Origin of the sequence: Azospirillum sp. HJ39, assembly GCF_041507355.1 — a bacterium.
In the GTDB taxonomy this organism is placed as follows: Bacteria; Pseudomonadota; Alphaproteobacteria; order Azospirillales; family Azospirillaceae; genus Azospirillum; species Azospirillum thiophilum.
In genome coordinates this window covers 153,337-168,077 of the sequence record NZ_CP167911.1, presented here as the reverse complement: position 1 = coordinate 168,077, position 14,741 = coordinate 153,337, and the positions used below count along the sequence as shown (strand labels likewise).

Sequence of the window (14,741 nt, the reverse complement as noted above, 5' to 3'; positions counted from 1 at the left end):
GGCGGCTTCAGTCCGACAGGAGGGTGGAGGCGACGTTGATGTATTTCTGTCCGGCATCGCGGGCGGCGATCACCGACTTGTCGAGCGGTTCGGTCTTCCGCACGCTGGCCAGCTTGATCAGCATCGGCAGGTTGACGCCGGCGATCACCTCGACCTTCGCCTTGTCCATGATGGAGATGGCGAGGTTGGACGGCGTGCCGCCGAACATGTCTGTCAGCACCACCACGCCCGAGCCGTCGTCGACCTCCGCCACCGAGTTCAGGATGTCCTGGCGGCGCTGTTCCATGTCGTCGTCCGGACCGATGCATACGGCGCGCACCTGCTGCTGTTCGCCCACCACATGGAACAATGCGGCGATGAATTCCTCTGCCAGCCGTCCGTGGGTGACAAGAACCATACCGATCATGGGACATCCTTCAAGGTTGGGTCCTCCCCGGAGACCTGCGCCGTGCGGCTGCTACCCGCATCGCTTCTGGATCGTTGGTTGGACGTATGGTCGTCAAGGCGCAATTTGCATCATCCAAGGTTGCCGCCCGCCGTGCCTGCCGGCCCCGCACCGGTCCGCAGGCCCTGCCTGTCGAGCTCGCGGTGGCTCAGGTTGACCCGCAGCCCCTGCTCCTTCAGCCAGCCGGCCAGCCGTTCGGCGACGAAGACCGAGCGGTGCTTGCCGCCGGTACAGCCGATGGCAATGGTCAGGTAGCTCTTGCCTTCCTGGTTGTAGCGCGGCAGCAGCGGACGCAGCAGCTCCGTCAGGTTGCGGAAGAAGGCGGGAAAATCGGGATCGCTCTCAACCCGTGCGGCGACGGCCGGGTTGAGGCCGGTCAGCGGCCGCAGATCCGGGTCATAGTGGGGATTGACCAGGAACCGCACGTCGAAGACCAGGTCGGCCTCGCGTGGGAGACCCTGGCGGAAGGAGAAGGAGGTCACGAACACCTGCAATGCGGCCTGGGCGTCACGCTTGAAATGCCCGGACAGGATGCGCCGCAAATCATGAATGGACAGTTGCGTCGTGTCGATGGTGACGTCGGATTCTTCCCGCAGCGGGAACAGCAGGGCACGCTCGCGCTGGATGCCGTCGGGGACGGTGCGGTCCTCCGCCAGCGGATGGCGGCGGCGCGTCTCGGTGAAGCGGCGCTGCAGCACCTCGTCGCCGCAATCCAGGAAGACCAGACTGACCTCCAGGTCGTCCCGGCGGCGCAGCTCCTCCAGTTCATCCAGGAAATTCTGGGCGGAAAAGTCGCGGGTGCGGCTGTCGATCACCAGGGCCAGCGGCCGGCGCCTGGGGTCGGCCTGCCGGATGAGGGCCCGGACCAGCGACAGGCGCAGATTGTCCACCGCCTCATAGCCGAGATCCTCCAGCGCCTTCAGCGCCACCGACATGCCGGCGCCCGACAGGCCGGTGACCAGCACGACGCGCCCGCGGGCGGTGGCCGCGGCATCGCCAGCATTGGCGGCATCGGCAGCGGAATCGGACGCCGCGTCAGGGGTCATGACAGGGCCGGCAGGCTGGCGGGAACCCGGTCGAGCCGCCCGTCTCGCAGACAGGCAACCGCCAGACGGATCTTCGCGGGGGTGGAAGCGTCGAAGGCGTGCAGGGCCAGGCGCGGTATGGCGCTGCCCAGCAGCGTCTCGATCTCCGCCTCCGGCAGGCGGTCGACCGCATCGCGGGGCACGAGGTCGACGACCAGCCCGACCTCGGCCGATGCGGCGGACGGAACCGGCAGGATGCCGACGCCGCGCACCTCCAGCAGTCCGGCGAGGGCCGGCGGGGCGGAAGCGGTCAGGCGGCCGGAATCGCCGGACAGCATGACCCGGTCATCCGCGACCAGCCGGGCGCCACCGTCGATCAGTCGCAAGGCCAAATCGGATTTTCCTCGTCCGGACTCCCCGCGCAGCAGCACGCCGATATCGGAGAGCAAGACGCAGGTGCCGTGAATCGTCACCATAGTCTGGCGAAGGTGAGACGTGCCGCCGGTTCTGTCAATGGAAACGGAACGGTCATCCGGCGGGTCAGGTGGGGAAACCTGACCGGGATCCCCCATCCGCTTCCGACCGTTCTTTCGGCATCGGCGGAGGCTGCGCCGACACGTCCATGGAACGCATGCGCCGAACGCGCCGGTCGGGCACGCGGATCGCCAGCTTACCCGGCCAAGACCGATACTCAGGCGCTGGCCGTCCCGCGGGCCGTGCGGCGGATGGCCTCCAACTCCTCGGCCAGCGCGTCGCGACGACGGATCATCTCGTCCAGATCGTCCAATTCCGTCGCCTCCTGGCAGGCATCGCGGAAGTCCTTTTCCCGCTTCAGCCGAACCAGCAGGATCTTGTAGTTGTCCGCGATGCTGGCGAGATGGCGCTGCGCGCCCTGGAGCGCTTCCGCCAGCTGGGTCCGCTCCTGTGCGGATTCCCGCATCAGGCGCGCCAGTTCCCCCTGTTGCCGCCCGGCATCGCGGATCAGCCGGGCCAGCCGGTAGCGGCGCAGGTCGACGACCTCGCCGTTTCCGGACACCTTGTTTCCGGACGCCTTGTCCGGGAAGGAAAGCAAGGGATCGCGGCCGGCGGGGAGAAAACCGGATATGGACGGAACGGATGTGGGAAAAACGGCCTCAGGCGACTCGGGCGGAACTGGATCAGGCATGGCAACCCCACATCTTTTGAGTCCTGGGGATGGACACCCGTCGGTCACCGTATGGAGCGAGGATTGAACAACCGGACCGCCACGGCCCGGTCGCCGCATCAGCCGGCAAGCGAGAACGACCTTGGGCATGATCGATGGATATAGCCGGCTTGTCCACTGCCCAGTTGCAATGTTGTCCGTCTTTCCGCGATGCGGATTACAGCAATGGCAGGCTCACCACGAAGTCGGCGCCATCGATCCGCCCCTCCTTCGCATGACGATTTCGCACATAGATCGAACCATTGTGAGCGCTGATTATTTGTTTCGCTATCGAGAGCCCGAGACCGGAGTGGGTTCCGAACTTTTCGCCTGCCGGACGCTCGGTATAGAAGCGGTCGAAGATCGCTTCTTCCTTCCCCGCCGGGATGCCGGGTCCCTGGTCCGACACCACGACCGTGACGGTCCGGCCATGGCGCCTTGCGCTCAGCCGCACGGTGCCTTCGGGCGGCGAGAAGGACAGGGCGTTGTCGATCAGGTTCTGGAACACCTGGGTCAGCCGTCCTTCCAGCCCTGGCACCACCAGCCGTTCGCCGGCCGGAACCTCCACCACCACGCGCGGCGCCTGCGACGGGCAGGCCGCGCCGTCCGCCGCATCGTCGACGGTTTCCGCCACCGTCTGGCGCATCTCGGCCAGCATGGTCAGCAGCAAGCCGATGTCCACCGGTTCCGGCTCGGCGCGCGACAGCTCGGCATCGAGACGCGACGCATTGGAAATGTCGCTGATCAGCCGGTCCAGCCTCTGCACGTCGTCGGCGATGATCGCCATCAGCCGGTCGCGGTGGCGCGGGTCGCTGACCCGGCCGGCTGTCTCGACCGCGCTGCGCAGCGACGTCAGCGGGTTCTTGATCTCATGGGCGACGTCGGCGGCGAAGCGTTCGATGGCGTCCATCCGCGTCCACAGCGCGTCGGTCATCTCGCGCAGCACGCCGGACAGCTCGCCGATCTCGTCGCCGCGGCGGGTCAGGTCGGGGATGCCGGCATGGCGGCCGTGGCTGGTGCGCAGCCGGTCGGCGGCCTGGGCCAGCCTGCGGATCGGCCGGGCGATGGTGCCGGCCAGGTAGAAGGACAGCGCGATCGTCACCAGCAGCGCCACCCCGAACACCCGCAGGATGTCGAAGCGGACGGACCGGATGGCGCGGTCGATCTCGCCGCCGCCGCGGGCCAGCAGCACCGCGCCCAGCACCTCGCGGTAGCGCTGCACCGGCACCGCCACCGTCAACAGCAGTTCCGGCCCGACGCCGTCGCCGGCCCCTTCGCGCTCCACCTGCCAGACGGTGGCTGCGGCCTCGCCGCCCAGCGCCCGCTCGACGTCCGGGTTGGGCTGGCCGGGCGCCTCGCGGTAGGCGGGCAGCCCCTCGCGGCTCGGCACCACGTCGATCAGGCGGGTGTAGAGGTCGTTGATCGCGCGCGACACCGGGTCGCCAGCGGGAGGAGCCGGCAGCTCGCGGATCTCGATGCGCCCCTGCGATCCGACCAGCACGCGGCTGTCGGACAGCATGTGGCCCTCGATGTCGTACAGCCGGGTCCGGGTCGCCGTCGCCTCGGCCAGCCGGCGGATCATCGGCCGGGCCAGTTCGGGCGCCAGCTCGAACCGTTCGCCGCTCTCGTCGCCGGTGGGGGACGGGGCCGTCAGGATGCGGTTCACCGCCCCCTCGCCGAGCGCGGAGGCGAAGATGCGCGCCTCGGTCGCCAGCGCCTCGGTCTCGGCCTGGATCAGCCGGTCCTGGTAGCGGCCGAGATAGAGAAGGCCGGCCAGCAGCACCAGCAGAGCCAGGACGTTGACCGCCAGGATGCGCAGCGTCAGCGGCGACACGCCGCGCCGCCACCGGCCGCCGCCGGCCGCGGGCACCGCGCTATTCCTTGTACCGGTAGCCGACGCCATAGAGCGTTTCGATCTGGGCGAAGTCGGGGTCGACGGCCTTGAACTTCTTGCGCAGCCGCTTGATGTGGCTGTCGATGGTGCGGTCGTCGACATAGACATGCTCGCCATAGGCCGCGTCCATCAACTGGTCGCGGTTCTTCACATGCCCCGGCCGCTGGGCCAGCGCCCGGACCAGCAGGAACTCGGTCACCGTCAGGTCGATCGGCTGGCCGTTCCAGCTGCAGGCATGGCGGGCGCCGTCCAGCAGCAGGGGACCGCGGGTGACGATCTGGCCGGGATCGGCGTCTGCGGTCTCGCCGCGCAGCGCCTCGCGCCGCAGCAGCGCCCGGATGCGCTCGATCAGCAGGCGCTGCGAGAAGGGCTTCTTGATGTAGTCGTCCGCGCCCATGCGCAGGCCCATCAGTTCGTCCAGCTCGTCGTCCTTGCTGGTCAGGAAGATGACGGGCATCTGGCTGGTCTGACGCAGACGTTGCAGCAACTCCATCCCGTCCATGCGCGGCATCTTGATGTCGAGCACGGCGAGGTCGGGGGGGCGTTGCGTCAGGCCGCGCAGCGCCTCGGCGCCGTCGGTGTAGGTGCGCACGTCGAATCCCTCGGCCTCCAGGGCGATGGAGACCGAGGCCAGGATGTTGCGGTCGTCATCCACCAGGGCGACGGTGTGGGCCATGGTCGTAGTGGGTTCCTGATCGGGCGGGAAGGGAGGGTTGCGGGAGGAGCCAGTAATGTTAGCGGAAACATCAGGCATAGGACGAGTGGTCTTTCCAATACTTATGCCAGAGTCCGGCCTGCAGCGGCAGTTTTCTCTTTTCCCGCAGCATTTGCATGGTCCAATATGGCGTCAATGCGGCGCCGGACAACGGCGCTGCTCGGGAGAACGCACTCGTTTCGGCATGAGTTTTTCGAACGCCCTTCCTGCCTCATCTCCGTCCGGCACTGCTTCGGACGGGAGAGAGGGCGCGACGCCGTTGCCTGCCGGCCCGTCACCGGCCGAGCGCGCCCGGCGCCTGATGCGCGCCTGCGACCGCGCCGCGCTGGCGACCGCTCAGCGGACGGCGGACGGCCCGGCCGATCCGGACAGCCCGGCCGATGCCGCCGGCTGGCCCTACCCCTCGCTGGTCCTGGTGGCTCTCGACCAGGACGGCAGCCCGCTGCTTCTGCTGTCGACGCTTGCCGACCATACGCGCAACCTGTTGGCCGACGACCGGGTCGGCCTGCTGTTCGACGGCACCGCCGGGCTGGAGCGGCCGCTGACCGGCGCCCGCCTGTCGGTGCTGGGCCGGGCCACCCGGTCGGACGACCCGGCACACCGCGCCCGCTATCTGCGACGCCATCCCGATGCCGCCCTCTATGCCGGCTTCGCAGACTTCGCGATCTACCGCGTCGCGGTGGAACGCGCCCATCTGGTCGCCGGCTTCGGCCGCATCCACTGGCTGTCCGCCGCCGACCTGGATTTCCCCGGCGCCGCTCCCGCCCTGGCGGTGGCGGAGGCCGATCTGATCGGCCGCCTGAATGCCGAGGGGTACGGCTCCCGGCTGGCCCCATCCGCGAACGGAGCGGCGGACGGCTGGAGCGTGACCGGCGTGGATCCGGAGGGATGCGACCTGCGACGCGGGGGGTACGTCGCCCGCGTCGATTTTGAACAGAGAATCCAGGACCCCGAATCGGCTAAACTGGCGCTGCACTTGCTGGCCGGGCCGCAGGACGGATCGGGACCAACCGGAGACGCAACATCCGGGATCGCAACAGCCGGGGAGACGGAGGGACCTGACGGCCCCCGCCACCAGGGCCGGTGACCGACAAGAAACGGCCAACGAAAAAAAGAACCGAAGACCGAGAGAGACGAGCAGCCAACCGTCAGCCCGAACGACCAGCCGAGAGGTCGCTTCGACATCTCACGGACGCCGCACCAAAAACAAGAAAGCGGCGTGCGACCAGCGCAACCAGGAGAACACTTCAGTGGACCATAACGGATCGACCCGTTTCCCGTCCGGGCCATCGGCCCCCAGACCTGTCGCTTCAGGACCGCCTTTCGCACCGTATCGTCACCGCGCCCTTCCGGTGCCGCGGGCCGCGGCGGGCTGCCGGCCCGGCCGCCCGTTCGGACCGGCGCCGCGCTGACGCGGCGACTGCTTTCCATCTGACACGACTACGGACGAAAGAACGGCCGGATCGGCTGCGGGAGCCCGCAGAGGGCGCGCCCGGCGCGGCGATACCGGCCCAGCCTTCGAGAGGGACGACATGACTGGACATACGCGGACGCGGAACAAGAAGCTCCTGGCCTGGGTCGAGGAGATCGCGCTGAAATGCCAACCGGAGCGCGTTCACTGGTGCGACGGGTCGCAGGAGGAATATGACCGTCTCTGCAACGAGATGGTGGAAGCGGGCACCTTCATCCGCCTGAACGAGGCCAAGCGCCAAAACTCCTTCCTCTGCCGCTCCGATCCGGGCGACGTCGCCCGTGTCGAGGACAGCACCTACATCTGCTCGCGCACGCGGGAGGAGGCCGGTCCGACCAACAACTGGATGGACCCGGCCGAGATGAAGGCCAAGCTGGACGCCATGTTCGAGGGCTGCATGCGCGGCCGCACCCTGTATGTGGTGCCGTTCAGCATGGGTCCGCTCGGCTCGGACATCGCGCACATCGGCGTGCAGATCTCCGACAGCCCCTATGTCGCGGTCAACATGCGCCTGATGACCCGCATGGGCCAGAAGGTGCTGGACATCCTGGGCGACGGCGACTTCGTGCCCTGCCTCCATTCGATCGGCGCCCCGCTGGAGCCCGGCCAGGCCGACGTGCCGTGGCCCTGCAACGCCGACAACAAGTACATCGTCCATTTCCCCGAAGAGCACCGCATCGTCTCCTACGGCTCGGGCTACGGCGGCAACGCACTGCTGGGCAAGAAGTGCTTCGCGCTGCGCATCGCGTCGGCCATGGGCCGCGAGCAGGGCTGGCTGGCCGAGCACATGCTGATCCTGGGGGTGGAAAGCCCGACCGGCGAGAAGACCTATGTCGGCGCCGCCTTCCCGTCGGCCTGCGGCAAGACCAACTTCGCGATGCTGGTGCCGCCGAAAGAGTTCGAGGGCTGGAAGGTCCGCACCATCGGCGACGACATCGCCTGGATCAAGCCGCAGCCCGACGGCACGCTGCGCGCCATCAATCCGGAGGCCGGCTTCTTCGGCGTCGCCCCCGGCACCAGCGTGAAGTCGAACCCGAACGCGCTGAAGACGCTCGACCACAACGTCATCTTCACCAACGTCGCGCTGACCGACGATGGCGACGTGTGGTGGGAAGGCCTGACGGACGAGGCGCCGGAACACCTGATCGACTGGCAGGGCAAGGACTGGACCCCGGGTTCCGGCCGTCCCGCCGCCCATCCGAACTCCCGGTTCACCGCTCCGGCGGCGCAGTGCCCGTCTATCGACCCGGCCTGGGAGGATCCGGCCGGCGTTCCGATCAGCGCCTTCATCTTCGGCGGTCGCCTGTCGAAGACCTTCCCGCTTGTGTTCGAGGCCTACAACTGGCGCGAGGGCGTCTATTGGGCCGCGACCATGGGCTCGGAGGCCACGGCCGCTGCCGTCGGCCAAGCCGCCATCCGGCGCGACCCGTTCGCCATGCTGCCCTTCTGCGGCTACAACATGGCGGATTACTGGAACCACTGGTTGTCGATGGAAGACAAGGTGGAGAATCTGCCGCGCATCTACCGCGTCAACTGGTTCCGCAAGGACGAGAACGGCAAATTCGTCTGGCCGGGCTTCGGCGACAACATGCGCGTCCTGAAATGGATCGTCGACCGCGTCCGCGGCCGGGCCGGCGACGTCGCCGAATCGCCCTTCGGCTACTCGCCGCGCTACCAGGATCTGAACTGGTCGGGCCTGAACTTCCCGGCCGACAAGTTCGCCAAGATCATGGACATCGACCGCAAGGAGGCCGAAGCCGAGGCGAAGGACCAGGAGGAGCTGTTCAACCGCTTCGGCGACCGCCTGCCCGAGGAGATCGAGCAGCAGCGTGTGGCCGTCCTCAAGCGTCTGGAAAACAGCCCGGATGTCTGGCGCATCGGCTGACACCGGTCCGGGCTGACCGGCCGGAAAACGCCACACAGGTAAGGATAGGGGGCCGCCGCAAGGCGGCCCCTTTTTCCTTTTGGCGGGCGACGATGAACGCGCCGTCATTTTTTTCCGACAGCCGGCCGGCCGGCCATTTCAGCGGCGAGGCCAGTTCCCAGTCTTCCCAATCTGTTTTTCCCTTCGCCCGGTTCCGCTGTCTTTCAGCGATTTAACCGGCTTGTCAAAATGATCGGGCATAAAGTCGCCCGCGCCGGATCGCACATGCCAGGGAGGCGACATCATGACCGATCATCAGGATCCACCGCAGGACGGCGATGAATCCGTCGTGCCGAACCTCGCCGCCGAAGACCACGAGGATGCTGCCGACACCCTGTCCAAGCGACAGTCCTGCGCAGTCAGCGGCAAGCGGCGGCCCAAGCGCGACCTGATCGCGCTGGACGCCCTGCGCCCCAACCTGGCCGACCGCATCCGCCTCGACCACCCGCATCTCGAGCCCGACGCCCAGATCAGCCGGCAGGAGCTGGCGCGTTACCGCTCGCTCTATGTCGCCGAACTGCTGCAGGCCGAGCATGGCGAGCTGAGCGAGCTGGACCGCGAGGTCGCCGAAAGCCTCGCCCGCCATGACACCCTGGCCGAGAACCCGGAAGAGGAATATGACGACCACCGCACGCTGGGCGAAAGGCTCGCCGACGGCCTCGCCAGCTTTGGCGGCAGTTGGGCCTTCCTGACCTCCTTCGGCTTCTTCCTCTGCCTATGGATGATCGTCAACATGATCGAAGGCGAGGCACGGGCCTTCGATCCCTATCCCTTCATCCTGCTGAATCTGGTGCTGTCCTGCCTGGCCGCCATCCAGGCTCCGGTCATCATGATGAGCCAGAAGCGGCAGGAATCGAAGGACCGCCTGCGCTCCGAAAACGACTACCGCGTCAATCTGAAGGCCGAGCTGGAAATCCGGCACCTGCACGAGAAGATGGATTACCTGATCCAGCGCCAATGGCAGCGCCTGACCGAAATCCAACAGCTCCAGCTGGAAATCATGCAGGAAAAGCGCCTGCGGAGGTAAGCGGCCGTCTTCTGCCGCAGGCCCGGCAGACCTTGCAGGGAACCGCAGCCGGCGCCGGCCGGCGTCACCGCTTGCGGCGGCCGTCCAGTTCCAGCATGCCGCGCAGGGCGGCGATGGTCTTGCTGAGGGGAGTCGGTTCGGCGGCCGGCTTGCCGTCATGCGGCGGAACATCGTCCTCCGTCATCGTCGGCTCGGGGAGGGCCGGTGGACGCTGCTTGCCGGTCCGGGCTTTCGACGGTGCCGGCGGCGGCGGCGGCGATGGTGCCGGCAGTTCCAGCGGCATCTCTTCCTCGATCAGCCCGCGCAGAGCCCTCATCGCCTCTTCGATTTCGCGTTCCTGGGCGGAACGGCGGCCGGACGGTGCCGGCTCCGGGGAGGGCTCCTCCGGTTCCGGATCGGCCTTCGCCACCGGCCGGCCATCTTCGGCGGCATCCCGGCCGGGCCGCAGGCTTTCCCCGTCCTCCCGATCAGCCTCTCCCCGGCCAGCCGCCTTTCCGGCTGTCTTATCGGCCGCCTTCCCGGCACCACGCGTCTTGCGCGGCATGGGAGGCGCCTCGTCGTCGGGATCGTTCGCCGCATCCTCGATCATCGACCTCAGTGCCGCCAGTGTCCGGTCGAAGCCGCCCTCGTCCTCGGGTGGCGGGGGCGGGCGCTGCGCGCGACGTTCGGCGCGGTGCTGGTCGAAGTCGAGCGGTTCACTGGCGTGGGGTCGCTGCGCAGGCGGCCTTCCCACCGGCCCGTCCGGGCGCGGCGCGGGCCTTTCCGGGTCGCGGATGGCGAAGGACAGGATGTCGTCGTCGGACGGCTCATCCTCGCCGTATCCGTCGTCGCCGTGTTCGTCCTCCGGATCGTCCTCCGGATCGTCCATTTCCGGTTCGTCCGGGACCCCGCCAGCGACGATGCTCCGCCAGGAAGCGAAGTCCTCGTCCGCTGCTTCATCCTCGAAATCGTTGCGCACCAGCATCTTGTGCGAAAATGCCGCTGGCGGTTCCTCACCGGCATCCTCGCCATCGGATACCCCATCGTCGAAGGGGCCATCAGCGGCGTCCGGCATCCGCGGGCCGTTGCGTCCGGCGTCCCTCTCTTCCGGGGCTTCGTCCGCCCAATCGGCCTGATCCAGCAACCGGCGCATCGCCGTCAGTGCCTCGTCCTCGTCGGCGGCAGCGGCAGCGGCGGCCTTCGAGATGCGCCGGACGGGCGCCTCGGCCGGGAGATCGTCCCAACCCGCCGCATCCTCGTCGGAGGGCCGGGCATCCCCCAGGCGGGCCGCCATGTCGGCCAGCGAGACGGGTTCCCACAGCGGATCGGCCCCATCCCCGGCCGGACCGTCGGCGACCAGATCGGACAGTGGAAGGTTCGACAGCGGGTGGCCCGGCTTGCCGCGCGGCGCCTCCGGTTCGGCATTCCCAGGCCCGCCGCGCAGCGATGCGAGCAGCCCGTTCAGCGCCGCCAGTGGAGCGTCGAAGGACGGCTCCCCGTTCGCCGCGGCCGGTGATTCGGCCACGATCGGCCGGCTTTCGGTGTCGCGGGAGTCGCATCGCGAGCAGCGGTAATGCGGCGCGATCGACAGCACCGGATAGTTGGGGCCGAAACGCCGTTCCAGCATTGCACGGGGCAGCACGCCGCCATGCCCGCAGGCGCAACAGCGCAGTTGCACGTCGGCGTCGATGTCGCGAAGGAACAGCATGCGGGCCATGCCGCACAGTATAGCGGCCAGCCAGCCGCTTTCCCATTCGATTTCGAACCGGGTGCGGAGGGCTTGCCGCGGCGGCTCGCTCTTTGGCACAGTTGCGCCATGATGCAAGCACCGCCTGAAACGCCGCCCGGAGACCCTGTGCCATCCCCCTGCATCCGGCTTTGCACGCTGGACCTGTCGGACGTCTGCGTCGGCTGTTACCGCAAGCTCGACGACATCATCGCCTGGAGGGGGCTCGACCCCGCCGGACGCCTCGCGGTGCTGGCCGCGGCGGACCGGCGCCGAGCGGCGGCGGGGATCGGGGAGCCGGGACGTCAGGGCGACTGAGGTCGGGACGAATGAGGCCGGACCGGCGAGCCCGGCCCCGGGGTCACACCGCGCGGGTGACGGTCAGGCCCTGTTCGGACAGGCTGTCGAAGACATCCCTGAACTTCCGCAGATAGCGGGAGCGGTAGGCGTCGAAATCGGCAGCGATCGCCGCTTCGGCATTCTTGGACTTCTTGAACTCGGCCACGCGGTGGGCGTTTTCGGCGTGGTAGAGGGCGAAAGCGCCCTTCGTGACCAGTTCGTTGGCGACCGGGTCTGTGTTCGGTTTGTCGCTGTTCATCAATCCATGTCCAGGTGGAACCGGCATCCGGCCACCAAAGCCGGATGGGCGGTGGTGCTGTGGCAGGACCACACCGGGAAAGCCTACGCCCGCTCCGAACCCCCCGCAATGCTGCGACGCACCATCACGCCACCACCCCGCGCAGGGCCGCCATGCGATCACGGTCGACCCGGATGCGGTCGAGATGCTGGGCGATCACCGCGGTAATGGGCAGGGGAAGCTCCCTCGCCATCGCCTCGTCATAGCGGCGCAGGCACTCCGTCTCGCCGCGCTCGACCTCGGCGATGATGGCGGCGCGGTCATGGCCGAGAACAGCCGACTTCAACCCGAGGAAGAAGCGGTGGGCTCCGCCCATCATGGTGCCGCCCATGTCGGGTGCCCCGCCCTGTTCGGCCACCAGCCGTTGGATCTCGCGCACGATGGAGCCGCGCTGTGCGGCAAGATCGTTGAACAAGGCCTTCAGGTCATCGTCCTCGGCGGACTCCGCCGCCTGCCGGTAGCCTTCGTGGCTGTCCTCGACGATGCGGATCAGATCGTTGAGCGTATCGACGATCGCGTCTTTTTCCATAGCGGCAGGTCCTCCCATGCATCCCCGTCGTTGCCACAACCCGGACGCCGGCCCGAATGTTCCCGCCGGCCGCCGGGGGCAATCGGGACAGGCCCGGCCTTCGCCACGCGGCGGGAGCGGCCGGGACAGGGGGCCGGACGGGCGCAAGACCGGAGCTGTCGACCGGGTGGCGACAACTGTATGACCGGAAAAGGACCGAAAGACGACCGAAGCCGGATCTTCGACAGCCGGACCGATCGATCGCAGGAGGTCGCACAAACGACGCCATGATTATTGCTTTTACTGTCGGCCCGTTCCGGATCCGGGCACAGGAAGACACCGCCCGATACCGAACCGGATAGGCGATTTCGGGTTGGATCCTGCCCATCCTTGCCGTTGGCAATATGGCCTAGCGTAGGCATTCTCGCTCCGCCACGAACGCATTGTCATCGATGCGCTCGGGTCGAGATCGGGGGATCATCGAAAACGGGGAATTCAAGAATGGCGCTGTATGGACGGCATCCCGCGTCCCTGGGATGGGAAGCAAAGCGTGCGAAGACCGGGGCGGTGCGCGCATCAGGCGGACGGACCGGGCGGAGTGGCCCGCCCTGCTGTGGCTGCGGGCGGCCGATCCGTGCCGGCGACCCACATTGGGCCGGGCACGGCGACCAGCGCCCCTGGCATTACGGCTGCGCCGAACGGGCCGGCCTCACATGGTCATGGGCGTCCCAGCCGCCCGCGCACCCTTGTCCATTGCCGGAGATGGATTGACCGCCGCATCCTCCCCGGGATCAGCAGCGGCGGAGCCGGCCATTCCGGCCAAGGCCGCCTCGCATCCCCGCCGATACGCCTCGCGCTCGGCCTCCAGGATGACTTCCGCCAGCCGCCGTTCGAAATCCCGTTCCACCAGGGCCGAGAACAGGTCGATGCGGAAGCGCGCCTGCAGGGACCGGCTCAGGCGTCGGGCTCGTTCGATGGGCGGCATGGGTGTTTCCCTTCCGGATGGCGGCCTTCCGGATGGCGGACGACCCCACTCAGCCTCAGGGATCCTGCCCACCCCGGCAACCGCCCCATCGGAGATACGCCAACGCAAAAGAGAGCGCCCATTCACGCCCATCGACGCAAACCGCTCTTTTCATCATCAAATTTCAAGAGAAGGGAAAAGCCACAGGCCAGCGCGGCATTTGGAGCGGGTGAAGGGAATCGAACCCTCGTCGTAAGCTTGGGAAGCTTCTGCTCTACCATTGAGCTACACCCGCGCGCCCGCTGTTTATAGGCGACCGGCGCGGCGGATACAAGAGCCGAATCAAGCACTCCCGTGCGCCGGATCCCTGGCGGGCTCAGCGGAAGTGGGAGCGGGAGCGGGCGGCGCGGCTCCGTTGGCAGGGGGCTGAACGTCGGTACGGCCGGATATGGCGCGGGCCACACCCAGGCTGATCACGCGCTGGCAATGGTCGGCCAGCGCCTTGCGGCTGGAAAAGCCGTCGATGGTCACCGGCGGATGGAACTCCACCTCCACCGTCATGCCGCCCAGGCGGAAGGCCTGCCACAGGTGCGGCACCAGATCCATGTCGCCGTACCAGGCATAGAAGGGGCGGAAGGCAATGCCCATCGGGATGCCGTCCAGCCGGGTGGGGGCGATGCTGACCGGCTGCACCGTCAGAGGACGGCCGTCGATGCGCCGGGCGGCGACGGCGAACAGGGCGGTCTTGAAGGGCAGGGTGCGGTTGCCGTCGCTCGAAGTGCCCTCCGGAAACAGGATCAGGCTGTCGCCGGCATCGAGCCGCCCACCCATGTCGTCGCGCTGCTTGTCGACCGTCGAGCGCGCCTTGCGCTCCACGAAGACCGTGCGCTGCAACTTGGCAAGCAGGCCGAAGAAGGGCCAGCTCCCGACCTCCGTCTTCGCGACGAAGGACCCCGGGATCAGCGAGCCGAGCACCGTGATGTCCAGGTAGGAGGAATGGTTGGACACGAACAGAACCGGCCCCCCGGCCGCCCGCTCGCCGCGCACCACCACGTCCAGCCCCATCAACCGGGTGCAGATCCGGTGATAGAAGGGCGGCAGGGTGCGGCAGAGCCGCCAGCCCCGCGCAACCGCCAACGCCTGGAGCGGGATCAGCAGCAGCGTCCACAACAGGTACAGCGTCAGGCGCAAGGCCCCGCGTCCGGACGAGCCGAGGGCGCGCGCGGTTCGGTTCATGACGCCC

The 14,741-nt window shown here is 68.0% G+C and carries 15 protein-coding genes and 1 tRNA gene; 4 read left to right on the top strand and 12 right to left on the bottom strand.

Annotation, left to right across the window (positions count from 1 at the left end):
- Positions 1-7 precede the first annotated feature (7 nt).
- The 6 genes from ABMY26_RS14280 to ABMY26_RS14255 all read right to left on the bottom strand — a co-directional run bounded on the left by ABMY26_RS14280 (position 8) and on the right by ABMY26_RS14255 (position 5,223).
- Positions 8-406 carry a PTS sugar transporter subunit IIA gene (locus ABMY26_RS14280; RefSeq protein ID WP_042690507.1) on the bottom strand — a complete coding sequence of 133 codons (399 nt, stop codon included), beginning with the start codon at positions 404-406 and terminating at the stop codon, positions 8-10.
- A gap of 110 nt (positions 407-516) precedes the next feature.
- Positions 517-1,491 carry an RNase adapter RapZ gene (gene rapZ / locus ABMY26_RS14275; protein ID WP_372397923.1) on the bottom strand — a complete coding sequence of 325 codons (975 nt, stop codon included), beginning with the start codon at positions 1,489-1,491 and terminating at the stop codon, positions 517-519.
- Positions 1,488-1,946 carry an HPr kinase/phosphorylase gene (locus tag ABMY26_RS14270; protein WP_372397922.1) on the bottom strand — a complete coding sequence of 153 codons (459 nt, stop codon included), beginning with the start codon at positions 1,944-1,946 and terminating at the stop codon, positions 1,488-1,490. Before ABMY26_RS14270 ends, rapZ begins: the two co-directional genes overlap by 4 nt.
- A 215-nt stretch (positions 1,947-2,161) precedes the next feature.
- Complete coding sequence (locus ABMY26_RS14265; RefSeq protein ID WP_372397921.1) at positions 2,162-2,506, bottom strand: hypothetical protein; 345 nt, start codon at positions 2,504-2,506, stop codon at positions 2,162-2,164.
- Between the two features lie 325 nt (positions 2,507-2,831).
- Positions 2,832-4,556, bottom strand: coding sequence for a stimulus-sensing domain-containing protein (locus tag ABMY26_RS14260; RefSeq protein WP_372397920.1), 1,725 nt, complete (start codon positions 4,554-4,556; stop codon positions 2,832-2,834).
- Positions 4,528-5,223: a response regulator transcription factor gene (locus ABMY26_RS14255; protein WP_045581377.1), complete on the bottom strand. Its 696-nt coding sequence runs from the start codon at positions 5,221-5,223 to the stop codon at positions 4,528-4,530. Before ABMY26_RS14255 ends, ABMY26_RS14260 begins: the two co-directional genes overlap by 29 nt.
- 298 nt (positions 5,224-5,521) lie before the next feature.
- On the opposite strand from ABMY26_RS14255, the gene ABMY26_RS14250 reads away from it, so the two are divergent.
- The 3 genes from ABMY26_RS14250 (at position 5,522) to ABMY26_RS14240 (ending at position 9,684) form a co-directional block, all read left to right on the top strand.
- Positions 5,522-6,349: a HugZ family protein gene (locus tag ABMY26_RS14250; RefSeq protein ID WP_372397919.1), complete on the top strand. Its 828-nt coding sequence runs from the start codon at positions 5,522-5,524 to the stop codon at positions 6,347-6,349.
- A 445-nt stretch (positions 6,350-6,794) separates the two neighbouring features.
- Positions 6,795-8,618 (top strand): phosphoenolpyruvate carboxykinase (GTP), encoded by a 1,824-nt coding sequence (locus ABMY26_RS14245; RefSeq protein ID WP_372397918.1) that lies wholly within the window; start codon positions 6,795-6,797, stop codon positions 8,616-8,618.
- 283 nt (positions 8,619-8,901) lie between these two features.
- Positions 8,902-9,684 carry a DUF1003 domain-containing protein gene (locus tag ABMY26_RS14240; RefSeq protein WP_372397917.1) on the top strand — a complete coding sequence of 261 codons (783 nt, stop codon included), beginning with the start codon at positions 8,902-8,904 and terminating at the stop codon, positions 9,682-9,684.
- A gap of 64 nt (positions 9,685-9,748) precedes the next feature.
- Here ABMY26_RS14240 and ABMY26_RS14235 read toward each other — a convergent pair whose 3' ends face one another.
- Complete coding sequence (locus ABMY26_RS14235) at positions 9,749-11,371, bottom strand: hypothetical protein (RefSeq protein WP_372397916.1); 1,623 nt, start codon at positions 11,369-11,371, stop codon at positions 9,749-9,751.
- A 147-nt stretch (positions 11,372-11,518) separates the two neighbouring features.
- Between ABMY26_RS14235 and ABMY26_RS14230 the strand changes: the two genes are divergently transcribed.
- Positions 11,519-11,707, top strand: coding sequence for a DUF1289 domain-containing protein (locus ABMY26_RS14230; protein ID WP_372397915.1), 189 nt, complete (start codon positions 11,519-11,521; stop codon positions 11,705-11,707).
- Positions 11,708-11,750: 43 nt separating this feature from the next.
- Here ABMY26_RS14230 and ABMY26_RS14225 read toward each other — a convergent pair whose 3' ends face one another.
- The 5 genes from ABMY26_RS14225 to ABMY26_RS14205 all read right to left on the bottom strand — a co-directional run bounded on the left by ABMY26_RS14225 (position 11,751) and on the right by ABMY26_RS14205 (position 14,734).
- Positions 11,751-11,987 (bottom strand): hypothetical protein, encoded by a 237-nt coding sequence (locus ABMY26_RS14225; protein WP_372397914.1) that lies wholly within the window; start codon positions 11,985-11,987, stop codon positions 11,751-11,753.
- A 124-nt stretch (positions 11,988-12,111) separates the two neighbouring features.
- On the bottom strand, positions 12,112-12,555 hold the full coding sequence (locus ABMY26_RS14220) for a PA2169 family four-helix-bundle protein (protein ID WP_372397913.1): 444 nt from the start codon (positions 12,553-12,555) through the stop codon (positions 12,112-12,114).
- A 688-nt stretch (positions 12,556-13,243) separates the two neighbouring features.
- Positions 13,244-13,519: a hypothetical protein gene (locus ABMY26_RS14215; RefSeq protein WP_372397912.1), complete on the bottom strand. Its 276-nt coding sequence runs from the start codon at positions 13,517-13,519 to the stop codon at positions 13,244-13,246.
- A 200-nt stretch (positions 13,520-13,719) separates the two neighbouring features.
- Positions 13,720-13,793 (bottom strand) — tRNA-Gly (locus tag ABMY26_RS14210).
- A gap of 47 nt (positions 13,794-13,840) precedes the next feature.
- The gene (locus ABMY26_RS14205) at positions 13,841-14,734 is read right to left on the bottom strand and encodes a lysophospholipid acyltransferase family protein (RefSeq protein ID WP_372397911.1); all 894 of its coding nucleotides are present in this window, start codon (positions 14,732-14,734) and stop codon (positions 13,841-13,843) included.
- Positions 14,735-14,741: the final 7 nt, after the last annotated feature.

Coding starts and splice junctions, on each gene's coding strand:
- ABMY26_RS14220 (WP_372397913.1), bottom strand. CDS start 12,555: ATGGAAAAAGACGCGATCGTCGATACGCTCAACGATCTGATCCGCATC.
- ABMY26_RS14205 (WP_372397911.1), bottom strand. CDS start 14,734: ATGAACCGAACCGCGCGCGCCCTCGGCTCGTCCGGACGCGGGGCCTTG.
- ABMY26_RS14245 (WP_372397918.1), top strand. CDS start 6,795: ATGACTGGACATACGCGGACGCGGAACAAGAAGCTCCTGGCCTGGGTC.
- ABMY26_RS14280 (WP_042690507.1), bottom strand. CDS start 406: ATGATCGGTATGGTTCTTGTCACCCACGGACGGCTGGCAGAGGAATTC.
- ABMY26_RS14270 (WP_372397922.1), bottom strand. CDS start 1,946: ATGGTGACGATTCACGGCACCTGCGTCTTGCTCTCCGATATCGGCGTG.
- rapZ (WP_372397923.1), bottom strand. CDS start 1,491: ATGACCCCTGACGCGGCGTCCGATTCCGCTGCCGATGCCGCCAATGCT.
- ABMY26_RS14215 (WP_372397912.1), bottom strand. CDS start 13,519: ATGCCGCCCATCGAACGAGCCCGACGCCTGAGCCGGTCCCTGCAGGCG.
- ABMY26_RS14240 (WP_372397917.1), top strand. CDS start 8,902: ATGACCGATCATCAGGATCCACCGCAGGACGGCGATGAATCCGTCGTG.
- ABMY26_RS14260 (WP_372397920.1), bottom strand. CDS start 4,556: ATGGCGTCGGCTACCGGTACAAGGAATAGCGCGGTGCCCGCGGCCGGC.
- ABMY26_RS14225 (WP_372397914.1), bottom strand. CDS start 11,987: ATGAACAGCGACAAACCGAACACAGACCCGGTCGCCAACGAACTGGTC.
- ABMY26_RS14255 (WP_045581377.1), bottom strand. CDS start 5,223: ATGGCCCACACCGTCGCCCTGGTGGATGACGACCGCAACATCCTGGCC.
- ABMY26_RS14235 (WP_372397916.1), bottom strand. CDS start 11,371: ATGCTGTTCCTTCGCGACATCGACGCCGACGTGCAACTGCGCTGTTGC.